Origin of the sequence: Paenibacillus whitsoniae, from assembly GCF_003955665.1 — a bacterium.
GTDB classification, from domain to species: domain Bacteria; phylum Bacillota; class Bacilli; order Paenibacillales; family NBRC-103111; genus Paenibacillus_E; species Paenibacillus_E whitsoniae.
On record NZ_RXHU01000002.1, the window covers coordinates 17693 to 39971 of the forward strand.

At 55.6% G+C, this 22279-nt stretch carries 19 protein-coding genes and 1 other annotated feature; of the genes, 5 read left to right on the forward strand and 14 right to left on the reverse strand.

Going from position 1 to position 22279, the window contains the following annotated elements:
- Window positions 1-1386: 1386 nt before the first annotated feature.
- Window positions 1387-2304 carry an aldo/keto reductase gene (locus tag EJQ19_RS00170; RefSeq protein ID WP_126139190.1) on the reverse strand — a complete coding sequence of 306 codons (918 nt, stop codon included), beginning with the start codon at window positions 2302-2304 and terminating at the stop codon, window positions 1387-1389.
- Window positions 2305-2649: 345 nt separating this feature from the next.
- On the opposite strand from EJQ19_RS00170, the gene EJQ19_RS00175 reads away from it, so the two are divergent.
- Complete coding sequence (locus tag EJQ19_RS00175) at window positions 2650-2883, forward strand: hypothetical protein (RefSeq protein ID WP_126139191.1); 234 nt, start codon at window positions 2650-2652, stop codon at window positions 2881-2883.
- A gap of 255 nt (window positions 2884-3138) precedes the next feature.
- Here EJQ19_RS00175 and EJQ19_RS00180 read toward each other — a convergent pair whose 3' ends face one another.
- The 10 genes from EJQ19_RS00180 to EJQ19_RS00225 form a co-directional block, all read right to left on the reverse strand.
- Window positions 3139-4008 carry a fumarylacetoacetate hydrolase family protein gene (locus tag EJQ19_RS00180; protein WP_126139192.1) on the reverse strand — a complete coding sequence of 290 codons (870 nt, stop codon included), beginning with the start codon at window positions 4006-4008 and terminating at the stop codon, window positions 3139-3141.
- Window positions 4009-4100: 92 nt separating this feature from the next.
- On the reverse strand, window positions 4101-4904 hold the full coding sequence (locus EJQ19_RS00185; RefSeq protein ID WP_126139193.1) for a creatininase family protein: 804 nt from the start codon (window positions 4902-4904) through the stop codon (window positions 4101-4103).
- A 101-nt stretch (window positions 4905-5005) separates the two neighbouring features.
- On the reverse strand, window positions 5006-6205 hold the full coding sequence (locus EJQ19_RS00190; RefSeq protein ID WP_126139194.1) for an amidase: 1200 nt from the start codon (window positions 6203-6205) through the stop codon (window positions 5006-5008).
- Window positions 6206-6239: 34 nt separating this feature from the next.
- The gene (locus EJQ19_RS00195) at window positions 6240-6674 is read right to left on the reverse strand and encodes a cupin domain-containing protein (protein WP_126139195.1); all 435 of its coding nucleotides are present in this window, start codon (window positions 6672-6674) and stop codon (window positions 6240-6242) included.
- Window positions 6675-6781: 107 nt separating this feature from the next.
- On the reverse strand, window positions 6782-7561 hold the full coding sequence (locus tag EJQ19_RS00200) for a cysteine hydrolase family protein (RefSeq protein WP_126139196.1): 780 nt from the start codon (window positions 7559-7561) through the stop codon (window positions 6782-6784).
- A 26-nt stretch (window positions 7562-7587) separates the two neighbouring features.
- On the reverse strand, window positions 7588-9264 hold the full coding sequence (locus EJQ19_RS00205; RefSeq protein ID WP_126139197.1) for a CocE/NonD family hydrolase: 1677 nt from the start codon (window positions 9262-9264) through the stop codon (window positions 7588-7590).
- Window positions 9265-9836: 572 nt separating this feature from the next.
- Window positions 9837-11429 carry a gamma-glutamyltransferase gene (gene ggt / locus EJQ19_RS00210; protein WP_126139198.1) on the reverse strand — a complete coding sequence of 531 codons (1593 nt, stop codon included), beginning with the start codon at window positions 11427-11429 and terminating at the stop codon, window positions 9837-9839.
- A gap of 36 nt (window positions 11430-11465) precedes the next feature.
- Window positions 11466-12539 (reverse strand): aromatic ring-hydroxylating dioxygenase subunit alpha, encoded by a 1074-nt coding sequence (locus EJQ19_RS00215; protein ID WP_126139199.1) that lies wholly within the window; start codon window positions 12537-12539, stop codon window positions 11466-11468.
- Between the two features lie 257 nt (window positions 12540-12796).
- Window positions 12797-13309, reverse strand: coding sequence for a GNAT family N-acetyltransferase (locus tag EJQ19_RS00220; protein ID WP_126139200.1), 513 nt, complete (start codon window positions 13307-13309; stop codon window positions 12797-12799).
- Window positions 13306-13779 (reverse strand): SRPBCC family protein, encoded by a 474-nt coding sequence (locus EJQ19_RS00225; protein WP_126139201.1) that lies wholly within the window; start codon window positions 13777-13779, stop codon window positions 13306-13308. Before EJQ19_RS00225 ends, EJQ19_RS00220 begins: the two co-directional genes overlap by 4 nt.
- Before the next feature lie 214 nt (window positions 13780-13993).
- On the opposite strand from EJQ19_RS00225, the gene EJQ19_RS00230 reads away from it, so the two are divergent.
- Both EJQ19_RS00230 and EJQ19_RS00235 read left to right on the forward strand, forming a co-directional pair.
- Window positions 13994-15160 (forward strand): FAD-dependent oxidoreductase, encoded by a 1167-nt coding sequence (locus EJQ19_RS00230; RefSeq protein ID WP_126139202.1) that lies wholly within the window; start codon window positions 13994-13996, stop codon window positions 15158-15160.
- Window positions 15161-15207: 47 nt separating this feature from the next.
- Window positions 15208-15888 (forward strand): TetR/AcrR family transcriptional regulator, encoded by a 681-nt coding sequence (locus tag EJQ19_RS00235; RefSeq protein ID WP_126139203.1) that lies wholly within the window; start codon window positions 15208-15210, stop codon window positions 15886-15888.
- Window positions 15889-16258: 370 nt separating this feature from the next.
- Here the strand turns inward: EJQ19_RS00235 and EJQ19_RS00240 are convergent, their stop codons facing one another.
- The gene (locus tag EJQ19_RS00240; protein WP_126139204.1) at window positions 16259-16459 is read right to left on the reverse strand and encodes a hypothetical protein; all 201 of its coding nucleotides are present in this window, start codon (window positions 16457-16459) and stop codon (window positions 16259-16261) included.
- Between the two features lie 188 nt (window positions 16460-16647).
- Between EJQ19_RS00240 and EJQ19_RS00245 the strand changes: the two genes are divergently transcribed.
- Both EJQ19_RS00245 and EJQ19_RS00250 read left to right on the forward strand, forming a co-directional pair.
- Entirely contained in the window at window positions 16648-17991 is a 1344-nt protein-coding gene (locus EJQ19_RS00245; protein WP_126139205.1) for a S1C family serine protease, read from the forward strand.
- A 726-nt stretch (window positions 17992-18717) separates the two neighbouring features.
- Window positions 18718-18943: a binding site (T-box leader), on the forward strand.
- Between the two features lie 48 nt (window positions 18944-18991).
- A complete protein-coding gene (locus EJQ19_RS00250; protein ID WP_126139206.1) occupies window positions 18992-20917 on the forward strand; it encodes an arginine--tRNA ligase in 1926 nt (641 codons plus the stop codon).
- A gap of 141 nt (window positions 20918-21058) precedes the next feature.
- Here EJQ19_RS00250 and EJQ19_RS00255 read toward each other — a convergent pair whose 3' ends face one another.
- Entirely contained in the window at window positions 21059-21661 is a 603-nt protein-coding gene (locus tag EJQ19_RS00255) for a PIN domain-containing protein (protein ID WP_126139207.1), read from the reverse strand.
- Window positions 21662-21678: 17 nt separating this feature from the next.
- Window positions 21679-22197, reverse strand: a complete 519-nt coding sequence (locus EJQ19_RS00260; RefSeq protein WP_126139208.1) for an SAUR-like auxin-responsive family protein — start codon at window positions 22195-22197, stop codon at window positions 21679-21681.
- Between the last annotated feature and the right edge of the window lie 82 nt (window positions 22198-22279).

Consider the following 22279-nt stretch of genomic DNA (forward strand, 5'->3'; position numbering starts at 1 on the left):
GATCTTCTCTCGGCCCTCCTCCCTTAGTAGCACCTGGTAAAAAATCCTATTTACAACATATATGACGTACGAAGAGTATCAACTGTTTCAGAAAATAGTACTATTTTCCCATAAATTCGAATCTTACTCTTGGAGTAGCTCCTAATGTTGGAAAAAATGATGAGCCGGATTTCCTTAGCGTCCGGAAGGTTCGGCTCATGAAATAAATATATCGCTTAACGTACGTTTTTCGCGTTTTGTTAGTGGTACCCTGTATTAAGTTTTCCGTCATTACTAGGTATGACAAGCAATCTGCAGCTGCCCTGAAAGCTATTTGTCCTTTTCCGTCCAGCGAATGAATGCAACTTGGCTTGGTGTCGCCAGTACATAGCCTTTATGCGAATCCGGACCCGGAGTAGGGTTGGAGTAGGGTTGAGGTCGTGGTGGGTGCTGTGTTTGATGGAGACGGAGTGGCTGATGATTGGGTAACTGTAACAGCCGGTGTGGATCCGCTGATTTCTTCATTTGGTCACATACGGATAATAACCCGGTCAGGATGACCTCTGCCAGCAACGCTATTATTTTTTTGACATAGTGGACGGATGCGCCCCTTTTCTTTGTTAGGGGATGAATATTCAACTTTATACCATTTATTTCCTGCCATCCCCATGACAAAAACACCCTCGCGGCGGTTCTTGAGAAAGGGAAATGGCTTAATTGTGACCCGGAATCTTCGGTATTTAGCAGAATTGTGAATGTGAATATTAATGTTATGCGTTTTGGGAACCGTGACCCTTGGTTATTTGCTTATGCAGCCTGTATCATACGATATAAGCCGATTTCTTCAACTTTGCTACCGGTTTCTTTTTTGATGCACTCGGAGCATTTATCATTATAACGCTTGTGATAATGTGGTTTTCGATGGTCACACAGTTTCATACCGTTCCTATCTCACATAAAAGCACATTTTTTACAGAGGGTTTTAGTATCCTTGCAGCTTAAATATCACTTGTGTTGCCGGATGCTTTCCAGAATAGCCTCTTTCCGTATTTGCTCGCTATAGGTGTTCCAAATATATTCGCGCACCATACGTTTAGAAAGCTGCTCCTGGTTTCTACTGTTGTTTGTCCTCCCATGTATTCTCCAATCAAGGGCTCATCTAACTCCAATGAACACTCATAGCACTGCTTTCGCTATCTCTAAGGAGGTTGCTCGAAATTCCTCCAAATTTGCCCGGATCGCCGTTTTTTGATGTAGAAAATGCAGGTGGTGCAAGAATAAGCCGCCTCGCACCTTTTCTTGGATGGGCACTCCTGTGCCGTACAGACGCTTCAACTGCCACAATTGCATAAAAAGACCCCTTTCGGGGTCGGTTATTTTAATTCTATGTGCAGACGTTCATCCGCCTTACGGCAACACGTTGCCGGCAGCGAGGTAAATTTCGTACCATTCCTGACGCGTCAGCTGAATGTCGCTGGCCTTGATGCACTCCTGCAAGCGAGTCGCATTCATCGTGCCGATGACAGGCTGCATCTTCGCGGGATGGCGCAAAATCCACGCGATCGCAATCGTCGTGTTGGTCACTTCGTATTTTGCGGCGATCTCGTCGATCTTCGCGTTCAGTTCCGGGTACTTGTCGCTGCCGAGGAACACGCCCTCGAAGAAGCCGTACTGGAACGGCGACCACGGCTGGATCGTGATGTCATGCAGACGGCAGTAGTCGAGAATGCCGCCATCGCGGTTCACCGCAGCTGCGTTCTCCATGTTCACGTTGAAGCCGCTCGTGATCATCGTCGCGTTCGTGATGCTAAGCTGCAATTGGTTGGCAACCAGCGGTTGCTTCACGTATTTGCGAAGCAGCTCGATTTGCAGCGGATGCTGGTTCGATACGCCGAAATGGCGCACTTTGCCTTCGCGCTCCAGCGTGTCGAACGCCTCCGCCACTTCCTCAGGCTCCACCAATGTATCTGGGCGGTGCAGCAGCAGGACGTCGAGATAGTCGGTTTGCAGACGCTTCAATATGTTGTCCACCGACGTCAGGATGTGCCCCTTGGAAAAGTCGAACATCCCTTTGCGGATGCCGCATTTGGATTGCAGAATGATGCTTTCGCGTTTGTTCGAGTTCATGCCGAAGGCGTCAGCGAAAATTTCTTCCGAGCGCCCCCCGCCGTAAATGTCCGCATGATCAAAAAAATTCGCGCCTTGCTCCAGCGCGGTTTGAATAAAGGCCTCCGCCTCCCGCTTCTCCAGCGCGTTCATCCGCATGCAGCCGACGGCCACGACCGGCACTTGCAGCCCGCTTGTTCCTAGCCCAATTGTTCTCACTGCTGTCTTCCTCCTTCAAGGTCTTTCTGCCGGGCCTGCCGCCCTCTTATCGGCGCCAAGCCGGCGTTTCTCCTATTGTCCCACACTTGAGAGGAGGATTTCAAACGCGAGTGAAGTTGGATGCGAACGCGGAACTATGAGACCGTTAGGAAAGGTACTTTCCTGCGAAAAGGCAGGCTTTTTCCACAAAAGTTGAAATTTTCACCAAATGCCTGCGAGTCGGCAGGTTTTCAGGTCAAACCTCGCTTAAAAAGGGAGTGCTCACCCACAATGTTGTCAGGTTAAGCGTAAAGCAGTCCCCATTACGGCTGTCTTACGCTTAACATGACATAGGAGGCGGACACGGTGCCAGTCGTTCATCGTTTAGCCCTCGCCGTCGCCCATCTGTACGCTACGCATCAAATGAACTGGAAATTCTCCCGTTCATTTTTGCGTTTTCGCCCTAATTTGGGTGCTCAACTGGAATTCTTCCAGTCTATTTGGCTTTACAGGGGAAATTTGCTTCAAATGGCTGAAATGAACTGGAGCTTTTCCAGTTCATTGAGCATGGAAGCCATTTTTAGAGGAAATAAACTGTAGGTTTTCCAGTTTGTGAACGCACCAAGCCAGTTTGCTGGCGGCTTGTCACCTTCTAGCTCTCTATGTTACCTCGCTCCTTAACCTGACAACATTGGTGCTCACCCAAAATACCTGCCATTGTGCAGGCTTCTCTTCGAATCAAGAGGGAAAAAGGAAATTTCCTTCTTTTTTGCAGGCATGAGGCTAGATATCCAAAGGCCTTCGCGGTTCCCCATGCGCGGCGAAAAGGGCCGCTCCCCCGGGAGCCGTCCGCGATCACACCTCCGCAACCACCGGGTTGCGGAGCACGGCGAACCCGCCGCCGATGCGGCACTCGGCGGTATCGCCAGGGGCCAGCCGCACAGAGCCCGGCGTCCCGGTCATGATGATGTCGCCGGGTTCCAGCGTCATCAACTGCGAGAAAAACGATACGATGTACGGTATCGTATAAATCATGCGCGACACGTCGGTACTGAAGGCCAGCGTGCCGTTCAGCCACGTTTCGACCGGCCAGTCGGCGGCCGACGGGCACTCGTCCGGCGTGACCAACTCCGGCCCAAAGCTGAAAAACGTGTCAAACGCCTTCGACCGGCCGAGAAACCGCGGATTGCGCGCATGAATGTCCTGCGCCGTCATATCGAGCGACGGCGTGAAGCCCGCGATGACGCCCAGCGCGTCCCTCTCGGCCACATGCTTGCACCGCTTGCCGATCACGATCGCGATCTCCGCTTCGGCGGTGACGCGCTCCACTCCGTTCGGCAGCACGATCGCCTCGCCGGGACCGATGAGCGTGGTCGTCGGCTTCATAAAGCAGATCGGCTCCCCGTCCGGCGGCGTCACGGCCATTTCGACCGCCTTTTCACGGTAGTTGGCGCCGATGCCCCAAATCTTGGGCGGCTTGCGCAGCAGAGGCGCGTACGTCATCCGGGCCGGTGGAATCGCTGCCAGCCCGGCAACCATCGCCGCCCCTCCGCCGGCATACCAAGCGGTCAGCTCCGCCAGTTCCTCTTTTTCCAGCAGCTCCGTTACAGTCAAGCTCCAACAGCTGCCCGTCGCACGATTGACCGTCTCGAGCAGCACGCCGCCGTTTGCCTCGACGATGGCAGCTTGCTCGTGACCTTCCTGCCGCAATGTCGTAAGTTTCATACAACAAACCTCACTTTCTCGCACGTCTAGGGGGGGTGCATACTAACACGCAAATCCTAGGCGCACATTGCTTCGACGGCGCATGGCGGCGGTCAAACCCCACCGCGCAGCTTGAAGGTACACAGCTCCGTCAATGCCTTAGCCAACGTATCCGTCACACAATCCATGATGATACGGCCCTTGTCCGCCGTCGCCACCGTCGCATCTCCGGCAATGCCGCTCGTGGAAATGTCCGACATGTGCCATGCGAAGCGGACTTTGCCCTCCATGGTCAGGAAATCGTACCCGCTCATCTGCGGGATTTCACGTACAGCGTGCTGCTGCTGCACCCAGTTCGGCTTGATCGACAGCACGAGCGAAGTCTCATAATCGCCGCCGTGAATGCCGTATTCCAGCTCTTCTGCATCGATCAAACCTTCGGCGCCGCCGAGGCTGCTTGGGCTCAAATAAAATACGGTCATCCCGTTCCGGATCCGAATCTCCCGGGACACCATGTTGAGCAAATCCACATTGCCGCCATGTGTATTGAACAGCAGCAGCCGCTCAAAACCGCTGCGATGCAAGCTGTCCGCAATGTCGAGAATGATCCCCTGCAGCGTCGCCGCAGAGAGCGAAATCGTGCCGGGCAAGCCGAGGTGCTCGTTGCTTTTGCCGTACGAAACCGGCGGCAGCAGCCAAACCTGCGCAGCAGCCTCCAGTTTTTCCAGCGCCGCTGTCAATGTCGCTTCCCCGATCAAAGTGTCCGTCATGACCGGCAGGTGCGGACCGTGCTGCTCCACAGCGCCGACTGGCAAAATGACCAACGCGTCATCCTTCGGCAGCTCTTTGACCTGTTTGCTCGTCAGCCGGGGCAAAAATCGCTCCTCCCAGGCCTTACCTTCATAGCGTGTAAACATCGTCTCCACTCCTTTTGTCTGTATATCCACAGCTGTGCGGCGGACAGCCCTTCTCAATTCGGACTCCCCTCTATGCCGCAACCGCCAAGTCCTTACCCTGTTCACACTGTCGGCTGCAGCGTACCCGTCAGCCTGTGCACCCAGCGCAAGAGCGGTACATCCAACCCTTTGCCTGCGATAAAAGATATCCCGATCGGCACACCGTCCACCTCACCGGCCGGCACCGTTACCTGTGGACAACCGCTCAGCCCCGCAATACACGAAAGTTGCATCGTCCGCATGCGGATGTCCTCCAGCACATCGCCGTTCATTCCCTTCATCGGTGCGCCGCACGGGATCGTCGGCACCACTAGCAGACCGTCCTCGCCGAGCAGCGCCTCCATCGTATCCTGTACAAGCGCGCGGTTCACAAGCTGAGCCTCAAAATCGCTGCGTGACAGCGTCGAAGACCAAGCGAAACGCTCGGCAATGCCCGGGCCAAAATGCGGCTGCGCCGCCGTAATCCATTCGCCATGCTGCTGCCAAATCTCGAAGCCTTGAATCGTGCGGAAAGTTTGGAACCAAGCTTGCAGTCCCGCCGGCGCAATGATGCGGGATTCGGCATTCTCCCATGGGGTGCCAAACCCGGAGAGCCAGCTTTCCATCGCTTGCCGGCAGCGGGCATCCGTCAATTCCCAGGCATCCTTGCCGAACATAACCCGGCGAAAGCCGAAGTCCTCGTCTTCCCGGTTATCGGCCGGCGCGGGCAGCAGCGCTTCTCCTACGTCCAGCAGCATTCGGGAGCTACGCGTCATCCAGCCAACCGTGTCAAAGCTGGCCGACAGCGGGATAACCCCGTCCATCGACACGGCCCCATGCGTCGGGCGCATCCCATAGAGCCCGCAGTAGGCGGAAGGAATACGCACCGACCCACCCGTATCGGTTCCGATGGCAAAATCCACCCCGCCCGCTGCCGCAGCAACAGCCGAACCACTGGACGAACCGCCGGGAACGCGATCGTGCGCCCGGGGGTTGACGGGGGTGCCGTAGTGGTGATTTTCCCCATTTAAACTGAACATCAGTTCATCCGTATGTGTAATGCCGTGTAACGTTGCGCCTTGCCTCAGCAGAAGATCAATGGAGGCGGCATTGCCGGCAGAAGGGCCGTGCGTCCGGTACCAATCGGGGTTCCCCGCCGTATTCGTCCAGCCTGTGAGCCCGAACACATCTTTGACTGCAAAAGAAAATCCCTGCAGTCTCCCTGTGCCGAGCGGTTCCATGATGAAATCCTCTTTGACGTATGCGTTCCAGCGGTCCGCCATCTCCATCACCTCTATCTCGTCGTGGTGCTTTTATTTATTTTGCCAACTGTAACCCGTTTAAAATGGCCAAATCCGCTTCGTCGAGCTCTGCCACAGGTCCCGATTTGATTAGATCAGAGAACGCCTCATCCGGTATCATCGTCGTGAGTACGTAAAGCCGGCTTGCGCCCGTATTGCGCACCTGATGATTGTTGCCCGGCGGCACGATGAAGAAAGAGCCTGTCTTAATCCCCATCTCCTGATCGCCTACGACCGCAATGCCTTCCCCATGCAGCACGTAAAAATATTCCACCGCGCCGGAGTGCTCGTTTGGCGGGGTCTGGCCGCCTTCGTCGAAAATTTCGACGACAGAAACAAACGACGTCTGCGTGCCATCGCAAAGCAGAACAAATTTATTGGAATCCGCTGCGGAAATTTTGTGAACGGGACAAGCGGTGAAATGACCTGCAATCAATCCTGGTATACTCATGGTTTGGCCACCTTTCTCGTGTCTAATGGAGCTTTCCGAAATTACCGCCTTATTTTCAGGCAAAGTCTCCTTGTTCCACGGCGATTTGTCTGAAATTTAGCGGTACTTTATTTCGGAAAGTCTCCAAATGTGATTGCTTCCAGCAGCGCCGCCGAGTCGGCGACAAAACCGTAGCATTGTTTAACGTTGTACAACGCGCCATCTGCACAATATTGCGGTGAGCTGGTCGCGCAGCAATCCTCCAGCAAAATGACATCGTACCCCAGACATCCCGCATCCTGCAGGGTGTGCATGACGCATTGGTCGAGGTTCACGCCGGCAAAAAGGATCGTATCCACCCCCAGGTTCCGCAGGATACTATCCAGGGGGGTATCCCAAAAACCGCTCATACGGAACTTATCGACATAAATGTCCTCCGGCCCTGGCGTGAGATCGTCGACAACGGCGGCGCCCCAGCTGCCTTTTTCAAGGACGCGCGAGCCGTTCGTTGGCATCGGATCGCCGATGCCCGTGCTTTCTCCGTCTCCGTTGTAGACGTGGAGCACAGAAGGACTTAGGTTGAGGCGGTCCGGGCGGTTGCCCCAATTGAGCCAAATGACCGGCACACCGCTTGTGCGCAGCACGGGAAGCAGGCGGTTCAGAGGCGCCACCGGCCGTGTCAGCGGGGCGGTATCCACCCCGATGCCGGCCAGCCAACCGCCCGGCGTACAAAAATCATTCTGCATATCCACGACGATGATCGCCGTCCGCTCCAGGTCGAGCGTCAGCTGCTGCGGCTGGGCGGCGAAAGAGACCGCTGCTCGGGCATCGTTATAGGCGGATCTGCGCAGATCCACATGCTCCTTTGTCACAAGCCAGCCTCGCTTGCGGTTTCCTAAGCGGTTCATGGACAACCCTCTTTTCGTTAATATGGTTAACCACTAGTGGCGTTAACGGCCGGAAGTTGGAGATAAGATACCAGGCCGGGTTGGCTGGCCACCGCGACGACCGCGATGTCCAAGCGGCTGTCATCGACCGTGTGCGCGAGGTTCATCCCCACGCTGTTCGGGTGCCGAATGAGCGTCGGGAACGCGCTGCCGGTCAGCTCCAGCCGCAGCGCCGTGCCCGGCGGGAAGGTCAGCCCGATCGGCCTTAGCTGGATCTCGGCGTGCTGCCAGCCGTCCGCATCGGGATCGGTGCCGATCTCCGCGCGACCGACCGAAAGGAAGAGCGCTTGGCCGCCGGGCTTCACCAGCGAAAGCATCGCCACGACGTCGGTCGGGCCGTCCATGGATTGCACCGCCACGCAGAGCTTGGGCGAGCCAAAGATAAGTAAGCTATCGGCTAGCGGCTCGCTCGTGTAGACAAGGATCTCGGTGCGATCCTGAATCGCGCTCCGGTCGAGCGGGGCATACCCCGGCAGGGCCATCGGCAGCCGGGCGTCGTAGACATAGACATCCGGCGTGCGCTGCGGATGGAGCTTGGTGTGGTGCGGCGTTAGAAGGCCGCCGCCGAGCGTGCCATTGGCGGGGTTATCGCCGCCAGTGAGGTAGTACTTCCGGCCGGTTGTCTCGGCTGGAAAGGTATCCGCCTCCAGCCAGGCACGGCTGCTGAGGTCGAAGTAGCGGATGGGCGGCTCCTCATAGAGGCCGTTCGTCCGCTCGCCCTTAAGCCAGTAATCGAACCACCGCACCTGCTTGCGGTGCATGTCGCCGTCGGCGTCTGGGCCGTGGTCGAGGCCGCCGGCCTTTTGCCCCCACGGGATGTGGACCCAGGGGCCGATTTCCAAGCGGTGGAACAGGTCGGGCGTGCGGCTTTGATCCTGCAGTGCGAGATAGGACTGCACCGTCCCATCCAGCAGAAAGTCGTACCATCCGCCGATATGAAACGTCGGGATGGGACTTGCCTGGAACGCGGGAAGCCAGTTGAGGCCCGCCCAATAGTCGTCGTACTCGGGATGATTCACCCAGTCAAAGTAGGCCGGGCAGTATTTTTCAAGGATCGGATGTCGGTCGTTCAACGGCAGATGACGCACGATCCCGTCAGGGTTGTTCATGATCTGCGTGCACGCCTGCTCCGCTGACACATCGCCGGCTCGTCTCGCCGAATCGCGTGCGAGCTGGAACGCCCACGTCAGCATCCCGCTCGAAAAGCTGCCGTACGGATACGCCCAGCGGTGAATGTCCGCAGCCGTCATACTCGGAATGATCGTCACCAGGGACGGTGGCGCCAAGGTTGCTGCAGCCCACTGAGCGATACCCTGGTAGGAGAAGCCGTACATGCCGACCTTGCCATTCGCATTCGGCAGCTTCGCCGCCCACTCGATCGTGTCGTAGCCGTCCTCTGCCTCGTGCACGAACGGGATGAACTCTCCTTCGGAGTCGCCCCGCCCCCGCACATCCTGCACCACGACCATGTACCCTTGCTTGGCGTACCAAACGGGGTGGGCGTGGGAGACGGTAGAGGCGATTTTGCGCCCGTAAGGCTGCCGCATGAGCAGCACCGGATACTCCCCTGTCTCCTCAGGGAGATAAATATCTGCATATAAGGTCACACCGTCCCGCATCACACACGGAACACGGCGCTGAAGCATAACATCGCCGAAACGCATGATGGAAAGCCTCCTTGCGTAGATTGCTTAGTTGCTTGATTGCTAAGTTGCTTGTGGCCTCGGGTGCTATGTTGCTTGTTTGCTAAGTCGCTCAGGGCCTCGGGTGCTATGTTGCTTGTTTGCTAAGTCGCTCGGGGCCTCGGGTGCTTAGTTGCTTGATTGCTGGGTCGCCTTCCCCACATCTTCCTCCGCACGCTTCACCAGACTGTCTGTTCTGTCGCCGACCGCCTCACCACACCACTAGCTACCTGTAAAAATTACATCAAATTTGGAGGAAATTCAGAAAAACGGGCGATTACCTGCAAAAACTACATTAAAATTGCCCTCATTCCACCCAAATCGCCTGATTTATCGACTTTCGCCCGGATTTAGATGTAGGAAATACAGGTCTTTGCCGCTAACTCCCCGCAATCGCCGAAATTAGATGTACAAATTGCAGGTAGTCGCTTCAGCCAGGTGTGAGGTTTTGACCCCCGCCACGCGTCGGCGACACCGCGCGCCACGGATTCGCGCCGGCACAGATGAAAAGCCACGACACGACCGGCCTCTCCCATCTTCCCTCATCACCAGCATCACCAGCCGATCGCTTGGCCGTCGCAGCGCGGGTCGGTGCCGCCGCTGCGGAAGCCGCGCTCGTCGATGACGATCGCGTGCGCGTGGCCGACGACGCCGTCGTAGGCGCCGACGGTGCGGACGTCGTGCCCGGCGTCCGCTAGCGCGACCCGCACCGCCTCCGGCACGCGGCTCTCGATCTTAAGCTCCTGTGTCGCAGCGCCCCAGGTGCGGCCCCACACCCAGCGCGGCTCGCTGACGGCCTGCTGCGGGTCCATGCGATAGTCGACGATGCGCGTTAGGAGCGCCGACTGGGTCTGCGGTTGTCCCTCGCCGCCTTGCGTCCCGTACAGAAGGTACGGCTCGCCGGCCTTCATCGCCATGGCGGGCATCAGCGTGTGGAACGTGCGCTTGCGCGGTTCCAATGTATTCACGTGACCGGGATCGAGAGAGAAAAAGGAACCGCGGTTTTGCAGTAAAACCCCCGTGTCCCCCGCCGTTACGCCCGAGCCGAATTCGAAGTAGAGGCTCTGGATGAAGGACACGCTGTTCCCGGCCGCGTCCACGACCGCCGCATACGCGGTGTCGCTGCCGACCGGCGCGCTGCTGAGCGCGCTGGCTCGCTTCGGATCGATGCGCGCAGCGAGCGAGTCGCAGTATGCTTTGGAGATGAGCTCCTGGACCGGGATGCTCGCAAACGCCGGATCGGTCAATACCCGGTTCCGATCCTGAAAAGCCAGCTTCAACGCCTCCACTTGAAGGTGATAATAGTCGAAGGAGCCGTGGGCGATTCCGCCCCCCTGCGCTCCGAAGTTGAAGTTCTCGAGGATTTGCGGGGTCATAATCCCCGTAAATCCCTGGGAATTCGGCGGCACTTGATAGAGATCAAGGCCGCGATACGTGCCATGCAGCGGAACCTCCCAGTTCCCGGCATGGTCGGCCCAATCGTCAGGCGTCAACAGTCCGCCTTCCCCAGCCAAGAACGAGGCGATCCGCCCGCCGATCTCGCCTTTGTAAAAGCTGTCGCGCCCGCCGCCGGCCAGCGTGCGCAGCGTCCGCGCCAGGTCGCGCTGCACGAAGCGCGCGCCTTGCGCGGGCACCGCGCCGCCGGGCAAGTACACGGCGGCCGTCTCCGGCAGCGCCGCCAGCACGGCGAGGCGCTCTGCGGTATTGCGGTGCTGGTCCCGCGACAGCGGGAAGCCGTGCTCGGCGTAGCCGATCGCGGGCGCCAGCACCTCGGCCAGCGGCAGCGTGCCGTACTCGCGCAGCACCGCGTCCCAGCCGTCGACCATGCCCGGCACGGTGACGACGCTGCGCACGCCGCGCTGCGGGATCGCGGCCTCCCCGGCGTAAAAGCTGCGGGTGGCCCGATAGCCGGACCGGCCGCTGGCATTGTAGGCGCGGACGGCGCGGTCGTGCTGACTGTACATCAGCCAGAAGGAATCGCCGCCGAGCCCGGTCATGTGCGGGTAGACGACGGCGAGGCAGGCGCTGACCGCGACAGCGGCGTCAAACGCGTTGCCGCCCCGCTCAAGCATGCGGGCCCCCGCAGCCGATGCCAGATAATGCGGCGAGACCACCATGGTTTTTGTTCCAATCATCGGCTGCTGCATAGGGCGGCCCCTCCTGTTGTTTTAATAAATAACGCTCTAGGCTTCCGCCACACGCTCGATTATTTTCATTTCATACACCTGCGGTGTGCGGAGCTGCGGCAGCGATTCCTTCTCACCGTGTTCGGCGAGCAGCTTAAGCAGCATTTCCCGCATGAGAATCCCCGGTTTATCCGCGTGCATATGCGTCTCCATCCGCAGGGTTAGATCCAGCGGGACGTTGGATTCGGTTGATTCGAGGATCACCATATCCTCATCAACGACAGCCCGGTCGAACGCGATGATCGTGGAAGCCGGAACTTCCGCTTCCGTATCGTTGCGGAAAACGAACTGAATCAACGTACACGAATGGTCATCCCGCGGCGTTGCGCAAGTGATAATGGAGTGCACGAGCCCTGTCGGGTACGTCATGTCCAGTTGGCGGATGAACGGCATGTGCCACGTGCCATGCACTTTGCGAACGGTCGTATCGCCGTCGACATTGATCGCTTTGATGTTCTTATTCAGCTTGTTGGTAACAGGCACATCGTAGTACATATCGAAGCCGGTCTCATTCGGCACCAGCTCAAATTCCGGCGGAATCGGGTCCTGATTGTCCCCGAATGTATTGTGATGAACGAACGCGATGTGCGCCGTATCGAAGGAATTTTCCATCAGCCGAAGCGCGGAACAATGGATCACCTCGTGAAACTGGTGAATTTGCCGAATGCCCGGGTCGCCATAACGACTGAACTCTGGGATTCCGCGAAGCGGCTCGTCAAGTGCGATCCAGACATAGCCGTATTTTTCCTCACAGTAGAAAGATTTAATTTTGTAGACCTTCGGAGGATTATCCAGCTGCGATTGCGGAAAATACGTGCATTTGCCGTCACGGTTAAACGTCCAGCCGTGATACGGGCAGACGATGCAGCCCTGACGGACTTCACCGAGCGACAATTTTGCGGTGCGATGACAGCAGCGGTCGATGGCGGCCGCCGGCTTGCCTTGTTCATCCAGCCAGACGACCACAGGCTCCCCAAAGAGTTGAATCGACTTCGGCCCTTCCTTCAAATCTCCGATCGGCATGACCGGATAATAGAACTTGCGCAGTACGTTTTGCTCCGTTTGCAGCATGGCAATGCTCCTCCTCTGGCTTTACGTTCTCTTTATATTCCGTATTCTAAAAGCACGCCAAGTCCCCTGTCTACGCATCGGAGACGGGTTTATGCCGGCACACAAAGAGCCATGCACATAGTTGTTTGCGATCACGATCTTTTGTCAAAAGCCGCATGAGGTATGGTACGATGATGGCAGCGCAAAAACAGCTGCCCTCTCTATGAGATAGCAGCTGTTTTTATGTTTATTCAATGATCGCCCTGAGCGGCGCTTTTTTATTGGCGGGCATTCCCCAGGATCTTCTGATAGCTTGCAATGTCCAGCCAACGATCGAACTTGAAGCCGATTTCTTTAAAAAGCGCACAGCGCACATACCCGCTCCGCTCAAACATCCGAATGCTGCGCTCATTCTCCGTGCAAATGGTGGCGACCAAAGCATGAAAGCCCAGCTCCAGCGCCTTGCCCTCTAAAAAAGCCAGCACCTCGGGGCCGATCTTTTGGCCGACATGATTCGGATCCATATAGATCGTCACTTCGGCAGTCGTGTCATAGGCTTGCTTATCTTTATGCTTCGTAAACAGCGCATAGCCGATGACCGCCTCCTCACGCTCGATGACATACGTCCGGTACCGCGGGTTGCTATTGATGACGTTTTTGCGCATCTCCTCCAGGGTCTGCGCTTGCGTATGAAACGAGATCGTGGTATTCGCCACGTAATAATTATAAATCGCCTGCACGCTCGGCAGGTGCCGTTCCTCCATGTCAACAAATTCCAAGCTGTTTGTCATGATGTACGCCCCATTTTCTGATGTTCGATGACCCGCTTCAGTGCCCGCTGTCTATACCGGATGAAAGCCCGCATGTACCTCTCCAGGACCAGTTTGTCAAATACAAGTCCCACCCAGCCATACGGCGAGCTAAAATCCAGGATATCCCGCATCAATGTACCTTCCGCCGCTTCTGCAAACTCGTGGGTATGCGTCAGATGGCGGAAAGCTCCTTTCGTCATCGCATCGACAAACGATGTGGGCCTGTTCATGGACGTCACCTTGGCCGTCAGCCGCTGCCTGATACCGAAATGTCTCGCCTCGAATGTGACGGTCTCCCCATCCTCAATCAGTCCCCGTATTCTGCCCTCAACCGCCCGTTCCTGGGTCCACGGCCATACGGTCTGCCCATGATAGGTAATGTCCCGCGCGGCATCGAAACAGACGTCGATCGGGGCTTTCACGATGATTTCTTCCACTATGCGTGCCACGATTTTTCCTCCCAGCTGCGGTACAGCAACGAATTGGCCAAGCCTTCTTGCTTCATCTTACGCCCGCTGCCCGCAATCGGCAAGCTTGCAAGGGCTTAATCACGGTGTCATGCGGGATATTATATCATAACGAACATTGTTCTTTACGAACACCATTCGTTATGATATAACTAGATCAAGCCATCCCAACCTATAACGAAGAGGTGCATCTGCTATGACACATACATCCGATTCCACGAAATCCAAACGCATCGCCATTATTGGTGCCGGCCCCGGCGGGCTTACCTTGGCGCTGATTCTGAAACGGCACGGCATCGCATCCGTGATTTACGAACGCGAAACGTACAATCCGAACCGCGAACGCGGCGGCTCGCTGGACATTCACCACGATTCCGGCCAACTCGCGCTGCAGGAAGCCGGGCTCTATGAGGCTTTTCATGCGCTGGCTCGCTATGAGGGCGAAGATTTTCGTCTTTTTGATAAAGCCGGCACTCTGTACATGGATGAAGTCGCAAACGAAGCAGAAGCCGGAGATCGGCCCGAGATTGACCGAGGGACGCTGTGCGACCTGCTGCTTAACGAGCTGGATCCAAACAACATCAAATACGGCTTCAAGCTGAATGAAGCGATTCCTTTGGAAGACGGGACGCATAAGCTGGTTTTTGAAAATGGGCACGAAGACATCGCCGATTTGGTCGTCGGGGCCGACGGCGCGTTCTCGAAGATTCGGCCGCTTTTGACAGATGCCGCAGCAGCTTATACCGGGCTCACCATGATTGAGCTCAATGTCCAGGCGGCGCAGCATCCGGAGCTGGCTGCTTTTAACGGCCGCGGCAAGCTCTTTGCCCTCGCGGATCACAACGGGATTCTTGCGCAATTGAACGGCGACGGGCGCATCAAGGTGTATCTAACCTTCCAGGCCGACCGGGACTGGCTTGACACCTGCGGGATTCCGTTCGATCAACCGGAGGCGGCGAAGGCGCAGCTGGAGGCTCTGTTCAGTGACTGGCATGACACGTTGAAGTCCTACATCCGATGTGCGGAAGACACGCTGCTGCCACGGCGCATTTATATGCTCCCGGTCGGTCTTCAGTGGAAGCACAAACCGGGCGTGACGCTGATCGGGGATGCGGCGCATCTGATGTCCCCTTTTGCCGGGGAAGGCGTCAATCTCGCCATGCTCGACGCGAAAGAATTAGCCATGGCGATCTTACAGCATGAAGATATAAATGAAGCCTTGCAGGCCTACGAGCAAGCGATGTACGCGTATTCTTCCCAATCGGCGGAAAGTTCCGACGCGAATTTGAAGTTAATTTTTGGTGAGAATGCCGCGGAGAACTTGAAAAAACTGATGGCATCTTTTCACGAGTTGGAAGCTTAAGTGAACAGCGGATTTACTATCCGTGGCGAGTGTGCTATAAGAAAAGTATGACTACTCAACCGACTCGTACCATTGTTAGCCGCCGTGCGCGGCCGGCCAAAGACCCTTTGAGCAGAGAGCTCATCGTGGCGACGGCCCTGGAACTATTGCAAAAGGAAGGCTCCGCGGGACTCAGCATGCGCAAAATCGCCAAAGCGCTGGACACCGGCCCTTCCTCCCTTTACGTCTATGTGGCGAATATGCAGGAGCTGAGCAGCTATGTGCTCGATCTCGGGCTCGCCGGTATCGCACTGCCTGCCTCCGATGCGGGCAGCTGGCAAACGAGACTGTTCGATGCGCTGAGCTCCTATCTTCTCGCGCTGTACGATGCGCCAGGGGTTGCGGAGCTCGCCTTGACGACCGTATCCGTCGGCCCGCATGCCCTGGCGTTCACGGAATATCTCCTTCAATGCTTGCATGAAGGCGGTGTTTCATCGTTGTCCGCGGCTTGGGGCGTGGACTTGCTCATGCTTTACGCAACCTCGGTTGCGTTCGAGCAGTCCTCCCGCGATGCCCGGGGGACGACCATACAGACGCACCTAGCCGCCATGGCAGCGTTGGACCCGCAGCAGTATCCACGCATCGCGAGCTCGCATGCCGATCTGATCTCGGGCTCGGTCGACGGCATGGAGCGCTTCCGCTGGGGACTCGATGTGATTTTGCAAGGGATTATGAAGAAAGAGGGCTGAGGAAGCCTGATCTTTCGCAAAATAAGAAATCCCCGATGTCTTATTTCGTCGGCAGCCTGCTATTTTGAGCTAGGGAAAATGTGTAACGGTTGCCACCGCGCTTATTTTGCTTAAAAGACGTATTTCAAATCGTAACGGTTGTGACAGGCTTATTTGCCCAAAACGAGCGGAATCTGGCCGATTTGACCCAAATAGCCTCTGCTGCAACCGTTAGCCTTGGAAAAGCGGCGTTTATTGCCAAATAGGAGCTGTGGCAACCGTTAACGATGAGTTGCTTGATAAAAAAATCCACCGCAGACGGTGGATTTTTTTTGCGTTGCCTACGTGGCTGCTGTTGTTTCTTGGGACAGCACGATACAACAAGAGTCAGCTACTCTTCCAAGTTCTCCCCTATTTTTATCCGATACGCACGCAGCGCGTCTTCAAGCACCCCTGCCTCCGAGCGATCGAGATGCAGCGTCACATAGGTCGGCGAGATGCCCCCATCGTTCACTTCCAGCATCAAGCTTTGATCATGTTCGTCCAGTCGAAGCGTAAGCCGATCGCGGTCGAGCAAGGTAATCCATGCCATGGTTCTATCCCCCTTTTAATCTCTTATTCAGCAAAACCCCCGAAATCCCCTTTTATTCCCAGTAACTATTTAAGTAAGGTTTAGGCACGTTTAAGATCCATTTAAGTTTGAAGGTTCATGATAGAGACATCAGCAAGACAACACACTCACTTATCGGCACGCATTCAACCAACCCAGGAGGGATTCACATGGATAACAACTATAACGATAATCAATTTCAAGATACAGAGAAGCAGCAAGCAGAAGCTCGCAAAAACATCGTCATCTCCGAACCTCGCTTCTTTGAAGCGAAGCCGCAAAGCTCCAGCCGCGGAACGAATGTCAAAAGCGTCTTCGCCGCCTTCATGGCCGGCGCGCTCGTCGTCTCCGGTCTGATGTTCACGTCGGACAAAATGAACCTGTTCACCGGCGGCGAGCACCAAACCGCCGCAAGCACAGCGGCATCCGCCTCGATCACGAATAACGGCGGTGCCACAACCGCCTCGCTGGATACCTCGCGGCCGAACAACATCTCCACCATTGCGGCTCAGGCCGGCAAAGCCGTCGTGAAAATCGAGACGAAGGTCAAAGCGACCCAGCAGCAATCCCGCCGCGGCAGCTCGTTCTTTGACCAATTCTTCGGCCAGAACGACGGCAGCGCGAAGCAGGATTCCGGCAGCGGCAGCTTGCAGCCCGCGGGAATCGGTTCCGGGTTTATTTTCGATAAATCCGGGTATATTTTAACCAATGAGCATGTGATCGATGGCGCTGACGAAATCGACGTCACTGTGCAAGGGTACGACACGCCGTTCAAAGCGAAGCTGCTCGGCAGCAGTTACGACCTCGATCTGGCCGTGCTGAAAATCGAAAACAGCGAGGCGCTTCCGGCGCTGACAATCGGCAGCTCCGATCAATCCAGCATCGGCGATTGGGTGGTCGCGATCGGGAATCCGTACGATTTTGACTATACCGTCACTGCGGGTCTGCTTAGTGCCAAAGGCCGTGAAATCTCGATCGACGACGAGCAAGGCACTCGCAACTACAAAAACCTGATCCAAACCGACGCGGCGATCAATCCGGGCAATTCCGGCGGACCGCTGCTGAATATGAAAGGCGAAGTTATCGGGATTAATACCGCTGTGAACTCCGAGGCGCAAGGGATCGGTTTTGCGATTCCAACGAGCACGATTTCGGCAGTCCTCGATAACCTGAAGAACGGCGTCGAGATTCCAAAAGCAGCCTCCCCTTACATGGGCGTGAGCCTGCAAGCGGTGACGGACGATGTCCTCAACGATCTCCAGCTTAAAAATACGGACGGCGCACTCGTCGCAGACGTACAGCTCGGCTCCCCGGCCTATGCGGCAGGCATCCGGACCTATGACGTCATTACGGCGATCAACGGCCAAGCAACGGCTACGCCGGATGCGGTAACGAAGCTCGTCCAAGCCGCGAAAGTCGGCGACAGCTTGAAGGTGACGATCGTTCGGGGCGGCAAAGCCCAAGATGTGACGGTCAATGTGGGTGATCGCAACAAAGCTCAGCAGCAGCAATAATTGAGTTAGCCTTGGCAAGCTGCCAAGCGTACTAAAAGGCAACCTTGAGAGGCGGGCGCCGATCAAGGTTGCTTTTGTGCGATAGAACCACGCCTCAATTCTTCAGCTCAAAAGCAAGAACCGCCTTCGCTAATTTCACATGCAACAGCTCTAATCGTGCCGCATCTTCCAAACGGTGCATATAGAGCGAAGCATTAAATATTACCGTTAACCAGTTTGTTGTCTCGGAAGGGGACGATTCCTTAATATTTTACTACTCAGCTACTTATCGGGGCGTAGAGCGGCGGGAGACGAATTCCTGCGAAAAGGCAGGAACTTTCTACAAAAGAGGTGCTTTTTCTAAAATGCCTGCAATAAAGCAGTTTTTTAGCCAAACTCGCCACAAAAGGCGATTCTCGCCATAAATGCCTGCAGATTCGCAGGAATATGATCACATCACGAAGAGAAGGAGGAAAATTCCTGCTTTTTTGCAGGCTTGATGCTCAATTTGAAGGCTTTCTGGGTTCCTCTCTCCCCATGTTCCATGCCTAAAATCAGCCTTCTGGCGAATTCTCATTCAACTTACCTGCTATTAAGGCTCTCACAAGCCTCTTTGTGCTAATGGAATATAAGTAGTTACACATATTTTAAATAGGGTTCATCCTACATGCACTTAATCTCCATCGCGGTTAATCATTCAGGGTATTGATTTTTCGTAGTAATTGTCTATAATATTTAGAATATATCGACAATTCGATGACTGGGAGAGTAGCAAAGTGATGGTTGTTCAAGCGAGCCGGGTTGGTGGGAGCCGGTACAACGTGACTTCGTGAAGCGCACCCATGAGAATGGCCTCCGAACGAACGATGGAGTAGGACGCCACGGCTCAGCCCGTTACGCTGACGAGTGGTTAAGCCCTATCGGCTTAGCAACAAGAGTGGTACCGCGAATGCACCGAGCCTTCGTCTCTTATTAGAGACGAGGGCTTTTTTTATTTTCATAAAAAAGGGGATGGTCACGCATGATTAGCGCAGCGATTTCGACGAGTATTGACCAATGCACAAAAAGTTTGTTCAGCGACCTGGGACTGCCATGTCCAGCGGATTTGACGATTGCAATTGAGCAGCCTGCTCAGCTCGAACACGGCGATTACGCCACGAATATCGCGATGCAGCTCGCGAAGCTGCTGCGTAAGGCGCCGCTGCACATTGCCGAAGCGCTGAAGAGCAAGATGGAGGCGGACGCGGAATTGATGAAGGTGATTCAACGCGTGGAGGTGGCGGCACCGGGGTTTTTGAATTTGTGGGTGGACTGGGGACGGTGGGCTGCGGCTGAAATTGGCGGTGAGGCAGGTGTTGGTGCTGGTGCGACCTCGGCCACGCAGCCCTTTCAGAACGGCAAGGTCGTGATCGAGCACACGTCGATCAATCCGAACAAGTCCGCGCACATCGGCCATTTACGGAATTCGTGCATCGGGGATACGTTGGCGCGGCTGCTGCGCCGTACAGGCAATCAGGTTGAGGTGCATAACTACATCGACGATCTGGGCAATCAGTTGGCGGATACTGTCGTCGGCTTGCAGCAAGTGCAGCTGGATGGCGAACATGCGCGGTTCGGGGATTTTTGCTGGGATACGTATGCTGCGGTGAACAAAGCCTATGGAGAAAATCCGGCGCTGCTGGAGGAGCGGACGCGCGTGCTGCATGCGCTGGAGGAAGGCGGAGGAAATGTCGCCTGGCTCGGACTGCTCGTCGCGGAGCGCATCGTGCGCGAGCACCTGGCCGAGATGCGCGCCTTCGGCATCAAGTACGATTTGCTCGTCTGGGAGAGCCGGATCGTGCGCGAAGGCTTCTGGCAAGCGGCGTTCGATCTGCTGCGGCAGACGCCGCAGTTTGCGCTGGAGACGGACGGCAAGCTGGCCGGCTGCTGGGTGCTGCGAGAGACGGAGGCCGAGGCGGCAGACGCGGGTGCGGCTGATAAAGCTGAGGGCACCGACAGTGCGGGCGATGCCTATCACAAGGACAAAGTGCTGGTGCGGTCCAATGGGATTTTGACCTACACCGCCAAAGACATCGCGTACCACCTGTGGAAATTCGGTGTGCTCGGTATAGACTTCCGCTATCAACCCTTTGAAGCGGAAGTGTGGAGCACGCAGCCGACCGGCGAAGCGGCGCCGTTCGGCCGTGCGGACATGGTGATCAATGTCATCGATCACCGGCAGTCGTACCCGCAAGCGATGGTGAAGCAGGCGCTTGCGGTGCTCGGCTATGCGGCGCAGGCGGAGCGGCTGCGCCATGTGGGCTACGGTGTCGTCTCGCTCAGCCCTGCGGCTGCGCAGGAGCTCGGCCTCGACACCTCCGCCGGTAAAGCGTCCTACGCGATGTCGGGGCGGCAGGGCATCGGGATCAAGGTGGCGGAGCTGCTTGATCGGATGGAGGGCGTGATCGACGCGAAGCGCTCCGATCACGAAGGGCTTGCAAGCCGCGAGATTGCGGCCGCGGCGATCCGCTATTATCTCCTCCGGTTCAGCTTGCTGACGGAGGTGGTATTTGACATTGCCCAGGCGACCGAGGTCACGGGCAATTCCGGGGTGTACCTGATGTACGCCCATGCGCGGGCGGCGAGCATTTTGGGCAAAGCCGGCGTGGTGGAGCCGCTCGCGGCGCCGGCTTTTGCCGAGCCGGAGAAGGCCGAGCACGCGCTGCTCAAGCAGCTCGCGGACTGGCCGGACCGGCTCGCCGCGGCGGCGCGTGAGCTGACGCCGCACACGCTGTGTAGCTACGCGCACGAGCTCGCCGTGCTGTTCAACAACTTCTACGGCGCCTGCCCGATCCTCAAGGCTGACGCCGAGAGCAAGGCGCAGCGCCTGTGGCTGACGGCCAAATTCCAGGCCACCATGGCCGATGCGTTGGGCGTTCTGGGGCTTCCGGCGCCGAGCCGGATGTAGGGGCAGACTTTGCTACTCCATGGAAATGTCAAACGGCCCACACCTGATCACAGGATGTGGGCTGTTGATGCTTACCAAATAAAAGCAAGCGCATCTATTCTGGGCAAAAAATCGCCACAAGGCAACTTTGTATTATCAAAATTACAAGTTAATCAAATCTTGCTTCAATTTTTGGAACCAGCGATCTTGTTCGATTAATGCTCTGCCTGCAGGAGGAATCTTAACGTAGCGTTTGTTTACGTAGTCATACAATTTTTCTTCTGCAGGTTCAAACAGCACATCGTAGATGAGAAAATCTTTTATGTTATGAGTCACTAAAATACCGTCATACTTATAAGCAGTTACCAGAATACGTGCATCCGAAGCCTGAAGATAATTCAAACCGTAATGAGGATGACGTATTATAGTTTGGTTAAAATGATTAGGATCCCTGAGGTAATTGGTGAACTCACGCAATTCGCGTTCTAAGTCTACTGGTAATGGGAAATCAACGATAACATTTTGATTCAAAATTTTTGTAAGTATGTTCTTATGCTGTGTCGAGGTGAACGTATGCATTTGAACCCTCAGTTCAGTTTCCACCTCTTTTGGTATTTTAATTTCAGCTTGATTAAGAGCGGCTAACGCAGCTGTACTACGCCAGAAATCGTGAGCCGCCCGTTTTAGGTCTGCTTGATTGGCATTGCCATTAACAAAATCGCGAAACATATTCGTGTCTGGCATAAAAACAATTGGCTCTGACATCTAAATCGTATCTCTCCCTACTTAGCAGCGTCATTTGCATCAGCTGGCGGTTCAAGTTCCAAGAGTTCTAGTGCAAGATTGGCAACTTGCTTCGAATGTTCGAATCCTTTCTCTCTTTCTTTCAGAAACTTTTGCCAGTTAGGGTGAGTCAAGAATTGAGTTGGGTAAACGTGCCATGTCGTATTTTCACCGGCATTTTGAAAACCTTCATACTTTCCATTTTGGAGATGTCGACGAACAACCTGTGGTGCAAGTCCCGTTATCAGACTCACATCACGAACCGTTAAGAACTCAGGGATTAGCTGTTCCTTCTCTTCACTTTCAATAAACGGTGCTACGTCGAGTGCTTGAATGGCATTCTCTATGTCCATGATATCCGTATCTGAAAGTCCACGTGAAGCGATTTTTGCCTCTACATCAAGTGCGCGTTGAAGCAACCTGATTTTAGCAAATTTTTGCGCGTCCTTATTGGTAAATGTACGTTCAGTAGCATCGGGTAGTGTAACGTAACTCAGTACACCAGGCATTTGAATCATCCTCCTCACCTCCATCTTACTATAATTCATCAAAGAACAAAAGGAACAAATAGAACATTTCGAACTTTATTAGTATATTCAC

Bases quoted from the DNA above. Each gene is read 5' to 3' on its own strand.
- EJQ19_RS00180 (WP_126139192.1), bottom strand. From the start codon at position 4,008: ATGAAACTTACGACATTGCGGCAGGAAGGTCACGAGCAAGCTGCCATC.
- EJQ19_RS00200 (WP_126139196.1), bottom strand. From the start codon at position 7,561: ATGAACCGCTTAGGAAACCGCAAGCGAGGCTGGCTTGTGACAAAGGAG.
- EJQ19_RS00195 (WP_126139195.1), bottom strand. From the start codon at position 6,674: ATGAGTATACCAGGATTGATTGCAGGTCATTTCACCGCTTGTCCCGTT.
- EJQ19_RS00215 (WP_126139199.1), bottom strand. From the start codon at position 12,539: ATGCTGCAAACGGAGCAAAACGTACTGCGCAAGTTCTATTATCCGGTC.
- EJQ19_RS00240 (WP_126139204.1), bottom strand. From the start codon at position 16,459: ATGGCATGGATTACCTTGCTCGACCGCGATCGGCTTACGCTTCGACTG.
- EJQ19_RS00235 (WP_126139203.1), top strand. From the start codon at position 15,208: ATGACTACTCAACCGACTCGTACCATTGTTAGCCGCCGTGCGCGGCCG.
- EJQ19_RS00245 (WP_126139205.1), top strand. From the start codon at position 16,648: ATGGATAACAACTATAACGATAATCAATTTCAAGATACAGAGAAGCAG.
- EJQ19_RS00220 (WP_126139200.1), bottom strand. From the start codon at position 13,309: ATGACAAACAGCTTGGAATTTGTTGACATGGAGGAACGGCACCTGCCG.
- EJQ19_RS00205 (WP_126139197.1), bottom strand. From the start codon at position 9,264: ATGCGTTTCGGCGATGTTATGCTTCAGCGCCGTGTTCCGTGTGTGATG.
- EJQ19_RS00250 (WP_126139206.1), top strand. From the start codon at position 18,992: ATGATTAGCGCAGCGATTTCGACGAGTATTGACCAATGCACAAAAAGT.
- ggt (WP_126139198.1), bottom strand. From the start codon at position 11,429: ATGCAGCAGCCGATGATTGGAACAAAAACCATGGTGGTCTCGCCGCAT.
- EJQ19_RS00230 (WP_126139202.1), top strand. From the start codon at position 13,994: ATGACACATACATCCGATTCCACGAAATCCAAACGCATCGCCATTATT.
- EJQ19_RS00255 (WP_126139207.1), bottom strand. From the start codon at position 21,661: ATGTCAGAGCCAATTGTTTTTATGCCAGACACGAATATGTTTCGCGAT.
- EJQ19_RS00190 (WP_126139194.1), bottom strand. From the start codon at position 6,205: ATGGCGGACCGCTGGAACGCATACGTCAAAGAGGATTTCATCATGGAA.
- EJQ19_RS00260 (WP_126139208.1), bottom strand. From the start codon at position 22,197: ATGATTCAAATGCCTGGTGTACTGAGTTACGTTACACTACCCGATGCT.
- EJQ19_RS00185 (WP_126139193.1), bottom strand. From the start codon at position 4,904: ATGTTTACACGCTATGAAGGTAAGGCCTGGGAGGAGCGATTTTTGCCC.